A 16,114-nucleotide genomic window follows, 5' to 3' on the forward strand; every position below is an offset into this window, starting at 1 on the left:
CTTGGACCTCCCCTAAAAGTCCATGCCGTTAGGCGCCCGCAATCGCAGACCAACCACCGGCTCCGTATCTCTCATTGACCGTCCAGCGACGAACAGGCTGCGCTCAGCTGCCATGTTGGCTTTTTGGCTGTTGGGGTCCTGCAGAAGTCGCCGGACTGGCTGCTCCTTGCCATAGACGAACACTCCAACCCCGCCGGTGGTCTGAACATCTGCAGCGTCCATCCACACATCCCTGAGCTGCTCGAGGCGTTGGACGCACCTGGCGATCTCATCCTGGCTGCACCCGACAAGTCGCATTTTGTGCCTGATGGCGGACACCACGGCGTCAAAGGCCTGCAGTTGATCCTTTAGCTTGCTAGCCGATGGATCAGGGGTGAGCTCAGTTTCAAAGTGGCGCACACCGGCAACGAGGGTAGCGGCCAGCGCCCTGTCCAACGCCCGTGTCGAGAACGGTGTGACGCTGGTGGCCTCTACTGCCCGGTAAAAGCTCTGGTGGAAGGCCCTGAACTGCTCGTAGTGCGTTCGGTCGCGCGGCTTGTGGACGTTGAGCAGCGTGACGACCAGACCAGGCTTGTCACCCTCTCGGCCAACGCGCGAGGTGGCCTGGATGTATTCCGCTGCTGTCTTTGGTTGTCCCTGCACAAGCATGAGACCCAGCCGGCCAATGTCGAGACCAACGGAGATCATGTTGGTCGCCATGGCGACGTCGACCGCATCCTTCTCGCTTGCCGGCTTTCCGAGCTTGGTTCGCGCCAACGACACCTGGTCAGTGCTGTAGCGCGAGGTCAGCTCCTGGATTTCACGCAGCGTCCTGTCCGAGAAGACTTGTCCGGTCGGCGCGCTGCGCTGCCGGCTCTTTCCGTAACTGCCAAGGTGTGCACGCACCTCGTCATCAACGATACGCCGCGCACCACCCAGTTCACGCAACGCGTTGAAATAACAAAGTGCCGTTAGGTAGGGATCGGCCGGATCTGACGCCGTTCCTGAAGCGAGCGCCTTCGCCCCGGCCAGCAGCGTCTGCAGCGTCCGCAGGAACACTAGCTTCGGTCCCCGCCCAGGCGAGGCTACCCCGACATAGAGTCGCGACGGCGATTTGGTATCCGCCTCGGCAAAGAAGGAGTCAGTGCGCGATATGCCTGGTGGCGGAAAGATTGCGGTCGACGTTCGCCCGAACAAGCTCCTTATCTGGGCACCGGCACGCCGCACCGTCGCGGTGGAGGCGACAATCTTCGGGCCGCGCGACTGGTCATTAATGTTGCGCGATGCCAGCAGGTCGAAGGCGGTCTCGTAGAGGCCCGCCACCGTGCCCAACGGGCCTGAGATCAGGTGCAGCTCGTCCTGAATGATCAAGTCGATCGGGGGGAGCGGAGCGGCAATCTTGCTGCCGGAGTTCGGCTCCGCGGCGCCATAGAAGCCGTTCGTATCGGCACGCTCGACATTGCCAAAGAAGGCACCGGTGTCGCCCACCCAGGGCACATTGGCGAACTTGTCGACCGTTGCGATCATAAACGCTGGCAGACGGCGATAGATCTCCTGATCGACCGCGACGACTGGCAGGCGGAACTTCGATGAAAACTCGCAGGCGACGTTGTCGCACCAGATGTCGAGCCGCTCGGGGTTTTGAGAGTTGGGTTGCAGCTTGAACGAGTTCTTCGTCAGGTCATGGCCGCACCATGGGCATTTCTGGATCGGCACGGGAGCCGAGCCGCGTCCCTGGCGATACTCACCTACCCACTTTACCGCGGTGTTCTTGCCAGGGTCCTTGCTCGTGCCGAACGTGTTGGGGGTGGCGCTGCTACCGACCCACAGGCCGATCTCGATCGGCCAGGTGCCCAGGCGCTTATTGTTGATGCGCTCGAGCTCCAGCGCGCACACCAGACCGGCCGCGCGCTGAAGTTGATCGAGCGTCAGCAGCCGCAACGTGTAACGCATCACCACCGACAGGCCGGCCCCCTGCAGGCCCGGATTGTCGAGACGACGACGCGCAATCGCGAAGGCAGCGAGGCCTAGATAAGCTTCTGTCTTGCCGCCACCGGTGGGGAAGAACAAGAGATCGACGGTCTGGCGATCGGCATGGAGTGGGTTGGCGAGACCCTCGAGGTTGAGCAGGATGAACGCGAGCTGGAACAGGCGCCACGCAGGAGGATCCTGATTGGCCGGCGTCTTGTCGTTGAGCGTAGAACCACGCTGCCGGTTCGCCTGGGCCATGGTGCGGTTCATGATGGCGAACGCTTCGAGACTGACGGGGTCATTCAGCAGCCGCTTAATACCCTGCGCGATCCGCTCCTTTGCGGTCGCGATATCGGTGAGGCAGAGTTGAGCGACCTGCTGGCGTTTGGCGCCGTCCAGCGCGGCGACTTCCTTGGCGCGCTCAGCAGCCCAGGCGGCGTAGGCGAGAGGCAGGGGCTCGAGCACCGCGGCCAACGTCGTGGCACTCAGCGCAGCGTGTGCCAAGGCCTCCATGCCGCGCTCGACGCCGGGAACTTGGCGCGTGAAGCCGAGCTTTTCAACGGTCTGTTGAGGAATGGGATTGGTGTAGACCGTGGTGACGCGACCGTTGCTGTCCGCCTCGGCCCAATCACCAGAGGTGTTGTGGCCTGTCGAGTAGGACGCGACGTCGGCGTAGTGCAGGTCAGCCAGTCGCTGATCGAGATCGTCGGAGTCATAGGACGCCCTATCGTCCTTTGGTTCGAAGCCGATCTCGCTGTTGAGCTGAAGCCGGACCTGGAAGCAGGCGGCCAGATCACCGTAACGGCGGAGCGCCTCGGCACGGCGATTGACCAGAAAGACCGAGACTGCGAGCAGGTTGCGTTGCTTTCCGTCGATGCCCGCGGTGTGCGTCTCGCGCACGAGCACGGTGAGCTTGAGGGCGCCACCAGGATAGGCCGGTGCTGCACTCTCTGGCACGATAATCTCGCTGGTGCCGAGCCTCAGAGGGATGGGGATGAAGCGCTCGCGCGGCAGGCGCCGCCAGGAGAGGCTGCTTTTCGCAGGTTCGTTGAGGGAACGCCCCTCCTTGGTGGCATCCTCTCGTTCATCCGGGTTCACGAGGGCGCTGTCGAGAGCCGGCTCGGTGACGTAATCGCCCCAGGTCACGCGTGCTTCGAGCATCGTCGCGGCGCGCGGCAGCAGCACCGTTAGACCGATCGAGGAGGGCTCGAAGCTACGGCGCGGCGGAGGTTCGGAGGGCTGCTGATCAGGCGAGGTCGGCTGCCCGGCCGCGCCCTGTTCCATGCCTTCGGTGGCACGCTGGTTCTCCAGCGCAAGTTCTGACTCCTCCTCCTCCTTGACCAAGGCGGCGCGCTTGTCGATCGGGGTTTCACGGTGCGGGAACAGGAAGCCGGTGAGATACCAGGTTGATGGGCTCGTGCCTTTCAGCACCTCGTGATCAAGGTCTGGATCGAGATCCGGATGCGCACCGACGAGGTCGCGGCGCAGCATTTCCACCAGGCGCTCACGCACTTCGACGGGCGTGGTCGGTGCGGGGAGTGTGCTGAGCCGATCCAGGGGGACTTGGCCGGTGGTTGCGTTCTGCGCCATCGCTACTTCTTCTCCCTCTGCGCTAGTTCGGCCAGCGTCTGCTCCAACCACTTCTGCGTATACGGCAGTCTGAGATCGGCCTTCCGGTAGCCTACGTCGTCCAGCAACCGCTCCAGCGATACTAGACGATCCCGATGCCCCAAGCGGATGCCGATGCGCAGGCTGGCCTTGTCCGGACCGCACAGCACCCACGCATCGGTTCGGCTCATCGTATGAGCCCACAAGTCCTTCTCGCCGGCGTCCAGAAAGGCGATCTCGGTATCCCGCGTCAGCGCCCTAGCGAGCTGCTCTTGGCTCACGAGATGCCTGTGCTTGATCGTTGCCTTCAGAACCTCGGGGTCGATCTGTTGCTCAGGCCGGCGGCGCTGAAAGCCCGTCTGGGTCTCGATGAAGCACGTCTCGACGGTCTCGACCTCATATCCACCGGCTAGAGCCTTCCATGCACCAGTGCGCCAGCACTCGATGACGACATTCGTGTCGATCAGAACCGGACCGGTGTGACGCGCCATTTCTGACCATCACAACTCGTATGGCGCTTCCACGCCATGCGCGACGAACAGGGCGGCGAAGTCGTCGATCGGGACCTCGAGGATCGAGGCAGCGCGACGCATCGAGATCTTGCCATCATCGAGTGCCGCGGCGAGCACCTGAACGAAAGGCTTCGAGAACAGGGGCAGCGGCGCCAGCTTTTGCGGCTTGTCGTGGCCGTTATTGCGGAGCGCCTCGTCGTCAATGATGATGAGTTGCCCGCGCGTCAGGCGACCGGCATTGAACAGCCTCCACTTCAGCGCCTGCGCCGTTACGAGCAATTCCTCGGCTACCGCATTCAGACGGTCTGTGAGCGCGTTGCCGACCAGCTGCGTCCAGTCGCCGAACCTGTCCAGAATCGCGGATGGCATCAGCAGGGCCGACGCGAAATTGTCCGCCAGAAGTTCGACACGGTTCTTCTTTTTGGGCGCGACCTCTTCGATGTGCTCAGGCGGCATCTTCTCCCAGGTGAGGATGTGGAAGAGTTCGTGCGCCAGGTCGAAGTTGCGACGGCCAGCCACTTCGTTGCGGTTGATCAGCACAACATCGAGTTCCGGCAGCTGGCATGCAGCGCCGGATACACCCTCGATCGGATCGACCATCAGGACAAGAATGCCGAGCTTTTCCGCCATCACGTCGGCCAGACGTTTCGCGGGAATGTCACCGAGGTCCAGTTCGGCAGCGAAGCGCTCGGCGACATTTATCACGTCGTCAAAGCTAGATTGCTTCGTCAGGCTCAGGGCGCGACGGAATAGTGGCGGGTTCTGGCCAACTTGCCGACCGAGCGTCCGGAACAGCGCGATGAAGCGGCCCGCCGATTCTTCGTAGCCGCGCAGCTTCTCGCCATCGACGCCCATCTGGCGCCATGAGAACTGGCCTTCGCCGGCCAGCATGAACGGATCGGTGAAGTAATCGAGCGACACGCCAAAAATCTGAACGGCGTGCAGCAGTTCCTCAGCCGCTACCTTCCGCTCGCCCGTTTCGATAGCCGAGAGGGTCTGGCGGTCCTTAAAGCCAAGCTTGTCGGACAGCGCTTCCTGCGAAAGCCTCCGCTGCTCGCGCAGCGCCTTGATGCGCGTGCCGATCGTAATGGTCATAGCTACCCTCCGCCACCCCATATAATCTTGCGGAAAGCCATTTGCAAGATTGTCTTGCGGGCTGCTATGAGTCGGCTGTGTCTTCGAAGTCAGCTCGGTCGGCTTCCGTATATTCCACCGAGGTCCACATGAAGCTTTGGACGTCGACCATGTCCTGTGGCTCGAGGTCGACTACCTTCGCCTTCACCTCGGCAGCCAGATCCAGCAGTGACTCGTAGACCTTGATGTCGAGATCCGGTGAATAGTCATCTGCGAACCGATGACCGACGCGGCTTGCGAAATTCTGGATCATTGTTGGCTTCAGGAACACGTTGATGTCCGGCCTCCAGAGGAAGGGAAGGTAGGTGGCCACCGTCCATTTGGCATTGTCAGTCCGCTTCAGAAGCGCCTTCATTTCGCGTAGGCCCTGCACATAATCACCTTTGGCGAACGCAGCGGCGGAACGGATGAAGTCGTCCGCGTCGGGCCCGCGAAGCAGGTCCTGTAGTCGTGTCTTCTCGATGCTGAAGAGAAGATTGGTGGCGCGATAGACCGATAGGATCGCCTCTCCGTGTCCGTGCCCGGTCAAAGCCTGCTCAAGAGGCACCACTCGGTCCAGCTTACTCTTGGCGTCCACCTTGTAGGCGCGCTCCTGCCCTATGTAGTCAACGCCCTTGAAGCCATCGGGAAAGAAGCTGAGGAACCTCTTGCGGGCGCCGTCGTAGCCGACGAAGAGCGGATTCAGGCGTGCGGCCGCGTCCTGGGCTTGCATCCATAGGCGGTCCGGATTCTCTCCCTCGACGTAGAACTTCCGCTGCCCATCCTCGTTGACCACCGCCGCGAAGCCTTTGGCCGTCGTGCCGACCCTGACGACCGCCTTGCCGACCTTGCCTTCTTTGATGATTGGCACTCGCTCCCTCCCTAGACGTTAAGCACCCTCGGCCCACCAGCGGCGGCTTCCTGGCGGCGCAGCTTGATCCAGTGTTGCTCTCGCTCGCTTCTCGCCTCGGGCGAGCAGACCTCGAGAACGCGAACCACCACAACCGTTCCAGCATCGTGAGCGTCGCGCAGGGCGTGGTGAATGGGGCGGTATTCGCGCGTCGGGTCGCCGTGCCAGTGCAGGCCCTGCAGCATGCGGCGGACATTGTTGGGATAGGCGCGCAGGCGGCTTTTCAGGCGCAGGGCCTTGCCGACATACACGCCGACACCCTCGATCCGCCACTCGTAGATGCCGGGCTGGTCGAGATCGAGGGTGGTCTCGATCTCGCGGACATACCAGTCTTGCCGAAGTGCGGCTGACATCCGATCCTCCCTATGGCAATCGCTCGAAGTGCAAGGTCCTCAGCACTTTCATCATCTCAGCTTCAACGGTTCCGACAACCTCGTGCCCCGGAAACTGATGGGGCACCGATGATCCGCACTCCAGCAACACCTCGCGTTCTTTCCAGCTCGTAGCGATCGACCACGCGCGAATGCCGACCTCCTCTCCAAGGTTGACCATCCACCCATCTCGGACCAAAAAAATAATCGGCTGCCCATCGACCATGGTCGCCTCGGAAGAAATCAACTCATTGCGTGGATAGCGAGCCGACATGTTTTTCATGAACGTGGCGGTTATCGCATCAGCGTGCTGATGCCACTGAGACGCCGGAAGCTGTCCAAGCTTCGTTCCCGCATAGGTCTGCAGGTAGCAGGTAGCTAGGAGTCCTCCGCCTTTCCCGAGCCAGTTTACTACATGAGCGGTGGCGCTCTCCGACACCTGCGCGGGGTGCCATTGAGCGCCATAGGCAAATGAGACGTTCAGCGATGGATCGCGGAACCAGGTCGTAGTTTGACCAAAGGCCACACCAGGCAGCCAAAGAAGCGAAACTGCGGTCAGAGCGAACGTCCCCAGCCTATTCAAAGCTGCTGTCCTCATCCTCGTCGCTCCGGAGGCGCTTCTTGCCCTTCTCGTGCAGGCCTGCTTTGAGCTCTTCTTCGTAGCGTTGCGCGTTGAGGGCGAGGAGGCGGGAGAGGACCTGGTCGCGTTGGGCGGCGGGCCAGAAGTAGCGGCCCTGGTAGGTGTGGTCGTCCTCAGTAGCTTCGGTGAGGAACTCGGGCTGCAGCGTGTCGGCGAGATCGTCCCAGCCATAGGCGCGGAGCACGGCGCGATCCATCCCGTCGTGCAGCTCGCGCAGGCGGCCAATGGCCAGACCGGTCTCGGTCTCGTCGTGAAAACGATTGTAGGTCTTGGTCATGCCCTCGTCTGCGGCAACCATCAGTTCCGCTCGATGGTCGTGGTAGGCTTGGCCAGATGAAAGCAGTTCAGTCGCCGTGCCGTAACCATGGGGAAAGGGAAATGTTTCAAAGCAATCTGAGGGGACATAGCGAAGATCATCCTTCATGGAGGACGAAAAATATCTGGCCCATACTTCATGCACGCGGCATTGCAGGACTGCTAGCCCGCCAATACTTGCCTCAGGGAATACAATTAGGGAGTGGGCGAATACCATGTCGGATGCGACTCTGCCGAACGCCAGATGAGGAGATGCGCCGGCGTTTGCGACCAGAACATGACTTAAGCCGTCAATAGCACGGTAAAGCCCAGGCCTTCTGTCTCCGAACTGCCACCATCGCTTCTTTAGTGCTTCTCGTTTTTGCTTGTCGCGATCAGGTTTCACTCTCAGCCGGACAATATCCAAGAGTTCCGGCCAGTCTTGGGCTACTTCGTCATTAAAGTCGCGGGGGACAACGCCACTGCTAAGAGCAGTTGATCGCTCGTTATCTGTCATATCAACCCACGGCCTGAGCGAATCTCCGCGCTCTAGGGGCCGATCGAAGAAGTTGATTACAAATCGGTGGTGCTTGTGCTGTGGGTGGTTGGATACTTCCTCGCCACCAACGTATGGAGCGATCACATTGCCGTTCTTGGGGTCCCTCTGGATAAGCCGCTCCATATCAGCAATTGACGATGGAAGACCTCCAGCGGTGGAGTCGTCGAACGTGAAACCCTGGCCATAAATCTTTGATCCGTTGAACGACTTGCGCGCGTTTGCCACCAAGAGTGGCGGCAAGCCATCCAGGTCACCCTCCACAAGATACGCCGAAATACGCGATACATTCTGCCCGTCCAATACGGCGGCGGGGGTGTTTCCCTTTGCAACGTGAACGATGGACACAATCACGGAAGCACTTCCCGGCCAAGGCAATCGCCTCACCGCGCGACTAACCGATCCACCATGAGAAAGTATCCACCCCAAGCCACTTTCTCGGGTGTCGCCTTGGCCGATTGTCTTTGTAGTAATCAGGCCGAGTGCGCCGCCGCTGCGCAGCAGGCCATACGCTCGCCTGAAGAAATGAGCGACCAGGTCTGCATTGCCGTGAGAGTCTTCATTTTCAAAAAGCAACCAAGCGAGATAGGCATCACTGTTCGCGCCGGAGATACTTTTTCCGCCTAGGAAGGGCGGGTTGCCAACAACCGCATCGAACCCAGGCCTGTCCCGCATGAAGACCTCTGGGAACTCGAGCTCCCAGTGAAATGGGCTCCAGGTTTGCTGAATGCGGAAGCGCCTCGACGTCGACGCGATCTGCTCCCATAGCGGGGGCAAGTGTCCGCTGATCCAGTTCTCAATCTTCGATAGGGCTTCGGTCCGCCCTTTGGGCTTGTCTGACGAGAAAAACGCGGCAATCACGGCGTCACCCACCTGACGTGCTGGTTCAACATCGGCGTCGACGCGACTGTGACGAGCCTCTTGCACCATGCGGGTCACGTCGTCTGGCGCAGTTCGGATCGCCTCGCGGCCGACATAGGCGCGATCCAGTTCGTCCTTGATAAGCTGACCAAGCAACCTCACGCCCTTGTTCTCGTCCCAATGCACCGACGCGATCTGATCCCGTGTCAGCCCGACCAGGCTGTCCCCCGCCTTGATCGCATGATCTAGAAACGTGAACTCGTGCTCGCGGGCCAGCGTCGCGAGCCACAGGGACAGCCGCGCCAAGTCCACGGCCATCGGATTGCGGTCGACTCCGTAGAGGCAGCGCTGGGCCACCAGCCGGCGGGCATGGATGACCTCGTCCTCGTCGGCGGGGATGGGCGGCTTTTCGGCCTTGTGCATGTCCCAGGCCTGCTCGAGCCGTGCACCGAGCTGTCGGCACGCCTCAACGAGGAAGGCACCAGACCCGCAGGCGGGATCGAGCACCTTCAGCGACAGCACGGCCTCTGGAGAGGCATCGGCGCCGATTCGCTCGAATGCCGGCTCCAGCGCGTGACGCACGATCGGCTCGGTAAGCGAGCGCGGCGTGTAGTGGGAGCCGGAGCGGCGCCGCTCGTCGGTCGGCTGCAGGTAGGGCGTGCCTTTGCCGATCGGCGCGGCATTGGCCGAGGCGCGCTTGTCGATGGCGCTGCCGAGGCCCGCCACCAGCTCATCGACGCTGGTCGCCGCCTTAACCGCGGCGAGCTGCCCGGCCGACAGCTTGATCGACTGGTCCTTGAGCCATTTCTGTCGATCGCCTGGCTTTTCCCCCAACAGCGTTTCGAGGCCGATGAAGTTGGGAAGCTTCTTCTCGTCGCGCACCGCGATCATCGGTTCGCTGGCGCGCTTCGCCGTAAACCCCATGACGGTCTCATAGACCGAGCCGATGCTTTCGACATCGAGCGAACGATAGGACAGGCGCTCGCGGATCCGCTCGCCGGCGAGCCCGCGCCCATCGATCATCATCAGCCCATCGAGGATGCGCAGCACCATGCCGTCCGACACGGGCAGCACCTTGCCATCTGACTTGTTACTCTGCAGGCCACGCCCCTCGAGGAACGGGAAGGCGTCGGGATGGAACAGCTTGCCGCCGCGCGCTGCCACCCAGTCGGGGTGACCAGCGTGGATGATGCGGAAGACTGACAGCAGCTGTCCCCAGGCACCGCGGCGCTGGTCCATGGTATCGGGGTTCACCGCCTGGTCAGCGAGCAGCCGGGCATAGAGCGTCTTGATCGAGTAGCCGCTCTCCCACAGCGTCTTCAGCCCACCCTCGGTGTGGGTGGGCAATAGGTCGCGGTCCTCGGCATAGAGCAGGAAGACCAGCCGCATCAGGCAGGTGAGCAGGCCCTCATATAGATGGTGTGGCTGCTGCTCGGCCAGCGCCTCGATCTCGTCCTCCGCAGCTTGGTGCATGCCGCGCAGCAGCTCGTAGAGCGCCGCCAGCACCTGACCGGACAGTTTCTCGGAAACCTCGTTCTGCGCCTCGCGCGACTGGCGCAGGAGCGGCCGCAGGCGCTGACGTAGGTCATTGACGAAGAAGCGCTCACGCCCCAGCGCGACCTTCAGGCCGGCCAGCATGGGCCGGCCTTCGACCCGTCCGAGCGCCGCCAGCGGCCAGCTGATCCAGCCTGCCGTTTCACCGCGCGGCGCATAGATCAGCCGCAAGGTGCCGCGGGCGATAAGAATACCGACGCCGACACCGGTCTCACGCAGCAGCCGTTCGAGCCGCTGATGCGGGCTCGCCTCCCACTCGTTTTCGCCGAACGGTTTCCGGTCATCCGGCGGTAGGTCGGGATTGAGCGCTACGAGCGCCTGCACAGGCGCCTGGTCGGTCGGCTCGCCGTTCCACAGCAGCGCCATATCGGGCTTCAGCACAGTGCCTTGCTCGGGCACGGCGAAGCTGAGGTCAGGCAGTTCCGGCCCGCCCGGCGCACCGGCAACGAGGCTGGCGGGCCAGCGCAGGATGTTCTCGAACATGCCCCAGGCATCTGCCAGCATGAACGACTTGTCGTCGGTGGCAGAGTGATCGGATGGCAGGCCGAGCGCTGCGACCGCCTCCTCGCTGTCGAGAGGCGTCTGCCGGATCGGCGTCAACCCGCTGTGTCGCAGCACATTGGGGCTGAGCACCAGGCCTTCAGGCTGCAGGTAGTTTAGCCACTGGATGGTTTCGTCGTTGGTATCGTTGCTGGCCATTCCGGGTCTCAGTTCGTCTGCGGCCAGAGATAGACCAGCCCGATCGGCTCGAGCTGGCGGGCGACAACGCCGTAGCCTTTTGCTACGCGCTCCGGCTCCTTCTCCAGGTCATCTTGTAAGCGCAGCAGCTTGCCGTCCCACGAACGCCGGTCGGCCTCGAACTGCTTCATCTCGCGCTCCGCCTGATCACGCTGGGCGTCGGTGCGAAGATCCAGCTCAAACTGGGCCGGTGGCTGGGTGTTGTTCATGGCCTGACGCACGCGGGAGATCTGATGCCGGAGCAGTTCGGCCAGTTGCTCGGCTTCGCGCTGGCCAGTTTCGAGCAGTTGCTGCGCCGCCTCGGCCTCGGAGGCCTTGGCTCGCTCCTCGATATGTGGGCGCAGGTCGGCGATGTCCTTATCGACGGTCTTCTGCAGGCGCTCGATGATGCCTGCGCTCGGCGACTGACCCTGGCGCAGAGCTTCTTCGAGTTCTGAGACCGTGGTGTTCTCACCGGCCCGTCCGAAGGGTTGCAACGGCTGCTGGTCGCGACGTAGGTCGTTCCAGGGCGCTGTGACCACGATCAGCTCTTCATGCAGCCGCCGGGCACCCGGACCAAACAGCGACAAGCGCCCGAGCAGTGCGACACGCGACTGCGCACCCGCGGTCACAATAGCCGTGACGCGGCCGACGTTCGACCGGAAGCCCTGTGAGGCAAACCGCGAGATCAGGCGCTTCACCAGCCGATGCTCGAGATGCACCTGCACAACATCCTGCGGCTCAGGCTGGCCTGCCGCGACGTGCGGGGGCTCGAACACCAAGCCACGAACCGGCGTCTCCTGCCGCCAGCGCGCGCGATCCTTGTGCTTGGGTGGCCGGCCGGGGCGCAGTTCATCGAACAGGACGGACCAGGAGCTGTCCTTCTGAAACCCCTCCGACGCTGGGTCGAGCAAGACGGCCTCGGGCACGCTGAAACCACCGGGCTTCAATGTGGCGTCATTCTCAGCGAGGGCCACCTCGACGATACGCCGAAGGTCGACGCCTTCGACGCCCACTCGGTCCTTGGCCTGGTCGAGCTGGCGCTGCAGCCGCTGTTCTTCTTCCTTCAGTCGCTGGATACGACGCTCGGTATCATCGTCCAGATCACGCTTTGCCCGTTCGGTGCGCGCGTCGGTGGCGTTCTCAATCTCCGCCGCCATCCTCTCTGCATTCTGCCGGCCGATACCGCCCTCGGTCAGCTTGGTCTCGATGGACCGTCTGAGCACCTCACCAGTGGTGCCAAGTTGCTGGCGAATGGTCTCCGTCTTGCGGATCAGGGCATCGAGCACACGGTCCTCGACACGCTGCTTGTAGAAGAAGTAGCGGCAGCTCACCTGCGCCGCCGGCTGTAGCTTGCGGTCAATGCGACCATTTCGCTGCTCAAGGCGCGAGGGGTTCCACGGCAGATCGAAGTGGATCAGATCGCGGCAGCGCGCCTGCAGGTTGAGGCCCTCGCGCGCGGCGTCCGTGCAGACGAGGATGCGGATCGGCTCCTGATCGTAAGGCGCATTGAAGGCAATCTTGATGCGATCGCGTTCCTCCAGCGAGGTCTGGCCCGTAAAGCTGACAATGCGATCGTCGAGGTCGATCTTGCCGTTGCTGAGCTCCTCGAGCCCGTCCTTCAGCTGTTCGACGAGCCAGCGGCGCGTGTCATCCCACTCGGTGAAGATGATCAGGCGCCGATCCTGCCACTGGTGCCGGCCGTCCAGCATCTCGCGCTTGATCCAGGCGAGGAGCGAATGCACGCGGGCGTCCGGCTTATGGGCGTGCACATCGGTGATCGTCAGCATCGCCTTCACGTGACTGATTGCCGCCTGTAGGTCGGTAACGTCACTGCGAGCGTGCTGAGTGGCCTGCTCGATGAGGTCGTCGCTCTCGTTCACATCCTCGGCCGCGTCGGGTGCCGCCGCCTGCTGCTTGCGCTCGAGCGTCCGCAGGTGCGTCTTCAGCGTGCGGTCGAAGGCCCGGATGGAGGAGAACAGCCGCTGCTGCATGTTGGCGAAGAGGAAGCGCCCGCGGCTGCCGGACATATTCCCCTGCTGGTAGGCTCCGAGCATGTCTGCGAGCTGCAGTTCGGGCGCATCGGGCGGCAGATTGTCGATCACGATCGGCTCGATGACGCGCTCGGGGAAAGCGTGGCCGAGTTTCCGGAGATCTTCCTTGAGGCGCCGCACCATGACAGGCTCGAGCTCTTTGGGCGTCACGTCGATACCGCGGGTAAACCGCTGCGGATCAAGGATGTCCAGCAGGGTCGCAAACGAGTTCGGGTGCCCGTTGTGCGGTGTCGCCGACAGGAAGAGCCGGTGCTCGAACGGGCCGGCGATATCCCGCACAGCGCGAGTGAGCTGGGACTCGGTCGCCCAGGCGAGGCCGCCAGATGGCGCAGCGTGGTGTGCCTCGTCGAGCACGAACATCGAGCGGGCCCGATAGGTCTGCAGCAGATCGCGAAGGCCGGTCATGTAGCTGTCGTCCGCGAGCACACTGTGTGAGACGATAAACCGAGATCCGATGCTCCAAGGATTGGCCGAGAAGCCGCGAGTCCGGCGGGCCTCGAGGAGGTGCTCGCGGTCGACGATGGTGAAGTCGAGACCGAACTTCTGGGCGAGCTCGTCCTGCCACTGGGACATCATGGATGCCGGCGCCGCAACGACCACGAAGTCGAGCCGGCGGCGCAGCATCAGCTCACGGATGATCAGACCCGCTTCGATCGTCTTGCCCAGGCCGACGTCATCGGCGATCAGCAGGTTGACCCTTGGAAGCTCGAGGGCTTTCGCGAGCGGGAGGAGCTGGTAGGCGTCGAGGCGAATACCGGAGCGGAACGGCGCCTGGAATAGCTTGCGGTCGGCCGCCGTGGCGGTGCGCCACTCAGTAGTCTTTAGGTGCGCTCCGAGACGCGCAGGATCCTCGAATGTCGTCCGCAACTGGACGGACCAGTCCGATGTGTCGAAGGCGGTGAGGTCGATCTCAGCAGTCGGCACGACCGTCAGCGCATCGCCCTGCGAGTCGTCCTCGACCGAAACCAGATCCAGCGTCTCGACGCCTGCAATGGACCTCGCGCCTTCCACGAGCCAGGCTGTGGACCGGGTGCGAACGAAGCGGCCGGGATCAAACTTGCTCAAGGCAGCGCTCCGATTTCCGAGAGTATTGCGCGACGCGCACGGCCGCCCATGACCGTGGGCGACTTGGAGCCACAACCAGCCAAGGTCAGATAATGGGCAAGATAATGCCCCTGCAACAACGAGTATGAAATCAACTATCGCCCCTCAATGCCGGGCAGACTAATCGAAATGGGACCCGCTGCAACTCCCCTGTCGATCCCCCCGTCCCAGCCCAATCTCAACTGACGCGGGTTGCACGTCCAAGCGCGCCCGCGCTAGTCGAGCTTCCATAACCGGAGCATGAGTATTTTGATTCCTCTGGGCTATCGCCTCGCAGCCCCCGACGCGCTCGGCACCCAGGCCGCATCGCGTCGGAGAGCGCCCGTTCCGCGACATGAGCCTGACGGTCCCTGCTGGGGGCTGGAACACATAGTGGCACCAGCCGGTGTTCGAATCTCCCGATATCCCTGAATGACAAGGTCGAAACGGAACCGGGACTATTACCTGCAGAGGCTGAAGAAGGATCGACCCAGCCTCTACCGCGATGTTGTGGTCGGCAAACTGAGCGTGAACAAGGCGCGCCAACTTGCCGGACTGGGTGGCGGGCGAACCAGACTAAATGAGCTAAAGAACGCCTGGGACAAGGCTACGGGTCTCGAGCAATCCCAGTTTCTATCGTGGGCAGGGATCGCACCAGCGTCGCCAGCACCGCCGCCTCCAACCCCAGGATCTGCGTTCGGCACCGACGGCAAGATGCTGGACTGGGCCCGCCGCCGGATACCTCAGATCATGCGGCGCCGGAACATGTCCTCGGGCGATCTCGCAACAGAACTGGGCCTGAAGAAGCTCGATGGCTCGGTGATGACGGCAGTCCGCCGTGACGCGAAGCTGGCCGCCTCGACGGCCACCGAGGTCGACCGGTGGCTGGTGAAGAACGCCTCGATCTAGACGATCGTCACGGCCGGAACAGAGCGGCGGCGCTGCTCCCAGTCCTCCCGAGCCAACTGCCGCAACTCCTGCCCGATGTAGACGATCTTGTTGTGACCGAGCACACGCCGAGTGCGCGACGCGGTGACCTTCACGTAGTTCGCCCAACCCTCCGGCCCACCGACGTCCAGGTTAAAGTTCTTGATCTGGACCTGCCGGGAGCCGGCGCGTCCGGAGATCTTTCCCCCGGCCATACGAAGGGCGAGCTTCACGCTAGCCGGGTCGAGGTTGCCCAGCCCGATTGCGCCATGAAGGTGCAGCTCCTCCCGCTCGTCAGGAGTCACCTCCAGTGCGAAGGAGAAGTGAGGAACCGGGAGGCCAAGCTTTTTGAAGGCCTCTTGTATCCGCCGGCTCATGAGGCGAGCAGGGTCTGCGGAGCCAGTGACTGCTATCAGAGCATCCAGGTTCAGCCGGAGAGTGAAGACTTTGCCGCTGAGCTTGTGGATCACCGAGTAGGACTCCGCCAGCTTCTCGAAGGGCTGCGCACGAGACCAGGGCGAAGTCGATGCAGTCAGGGAGGGCGCCGGCGCGGGTCGCTTACGGATAACAGTGGTCACATGAACGGTGGAGGTGTTGGGCTGGCTCTGCATCTACTCGAGGGCTCTCATGGTGTGAGGATTTCACTGGACATGAAGAGCGCCGACCCGTCGCGAACCGCAGGGGTCCTAGGTATTTGGATCGAAATCTGGACGCTTTGCCTGACCAGTTTTGCCGGGCCTTCTGCGTCCTTGCCGGTAGCGCTCTTCATGCGAGCCTTATTGCCGAGAAGTGTCGGGACGCCACAAAATGGTAGATGCATCTACTGGCGGTCGTGACGATCCCGGCGCAGAACCTGGCGGAGGGCATGTAGGAACTGAACGAGCGTTGGTGAGCCCCACACTCCCGGAGTCTCGGCCAAGAGCATCGGTGTTTCAGAGATAGGTAGGGCCAATAAAGCCACCGA

Annotated in this window: 10 protein-coding genes; 1 reads left to right on the plus strand and 9 read right to left on the minus strand. The window is 62.5% G+C overall.

Annotated features, from left to right (window positions below; all coding sequences use genetic code 11):
- Positions 1-12: 12 nt before the first annotated feature.
- The 8 genes from drmA to drmD all read right to left on the minus strand — a co-directional run bounded on the left by drmA (position 13) and on the right by drmD (position 14,205).
- Positions 13-3,540, minus strand: coding sequence for a DISARM system helicase DrmA (drmA, locus tag AC3A6I_RS04200; protein WP_487541932.1), 3,528 nt, complete (start codon positions 3,538-3,540; stop codon positions 13-15).
- Positions 3,541-3,542: 2 nt separating this feature from the next.
- A complete protein-coding gene (locus tag AC3A6I_RS04205; RefSeq protein WP_487541934.1) occupies positions 3,543-4,049 on the minus strand; it encodes a hypothetical protein in 507 nt (168 codons plus the stop codon).
- Between the two features lie 9 nt (positions 4,050-4,058).
- Positions 4,059-5,165, minus strand: coding sequence for a helix-turn-helix domain-containing protein (locus AC3A6I_RS04210; protein ID WP_487541936.1), 1,107 nt, complete (start codon positions 5,163-5,165; stop codon positions 4,059-4,061).
- Between the two features lie 64 nt (positions 5,166-5,229).
- Positions 5,230-6,054 carry a hypothetical protein gene (locus AC3A6I_RS04215; protein WP_487541938.1) on the minus strand — a complete coding sequence of 275 codons (825 nt, stop codon included), beginning with the start codon at positions 6,052-6,054 and terminating at the stop codon, positions 5,230-5,232.
- 11 nt (positions 6,055-6,065) lie between these two features.
- Positions 6,066-6,446, minus strand: coding sequence for a GIY-YIG nuclease family protein (locus AC3A6I_RS04220; protein WP_487541939.1), 381 nt, complete (start codon positions 6,444-6,446; stop codon positions 6,066-6,068).
- Between the two features lie 10 nt (positions 6,447-6,456).
- Entirely contained in the window at positions 6,457-7,062 is a 606-nt protein-coding gene (locus AC3A6I_RS04225) for a hypothetical protein (RefSeq protein ID WP_487541941.1), read from the minus strand.
- Positions 7,040-11,068: an Eco57I restriction-modification methylase domain-containing protein gene (locus tag AC3A6I_RS04230; protein ID WP_487541943.1), complete on the minus strand. Its 4,029-nt coding sequence runs from the start codon at positions 11,066-11,068 to the stop codon at positions 7,040-7,042. Before AC3A6I_RS04230 ends, AC3A6I_RS04225 begins: the two co-directional genes overlap by 23 nt.
- 8 nt (positions 11,069-11,076) lie before the next feature.
- Positions 11,077-14,205 (minus strand): DISARM system SNF2-like helicase DrmD, encoded by a 3,129-nt coding sequence (drmD, locus tag AC3A6I_RS04235; RefSeq protein WP_487541945.1) that lies wholly within the window; start codon positions 14,203-14,205, stop codon positions 11,077-11,079.
- A gap of 768 nt (positions 14,206-14,973) precedes the next feature.
- Here drmD and AC3A6I_RS04240 point away from each other — a divergent pair.
- Positions 14,974-15,132: a hypothetical protein gene (locus AC3A6I_RS04240; protein ID WP_487541947.1), complete on the plus strand. Its 159-nt coding sequence runs from the start codon at positions 14,974-14,976 to the stop codon at positions 15,130-15,132.
- Here the strand turns inward: AC3A6I_RS04240 and AC3A6I_RS04245 are convergent.
- Complete coding sequence (locus AC3A6I_RS04245) at positions 15,129-15,761, minus strand: hypothetical protein (RefSeq protein ID WP_487541948.1); 633 nt, start codon at positions 15,759-15,761, stop codon at positions 15,129-15,131. The genes AC3A6I_RS04240 and AC3A6I_RS04245 overlap by 4 nt on opposite strands.
- Between the last annotated feature and the right edge of the window lie 353 nt (positions 15,762-16,114).

Source organism: Devosia sp. Soil_C_22 (assembly GCF_057657195.1).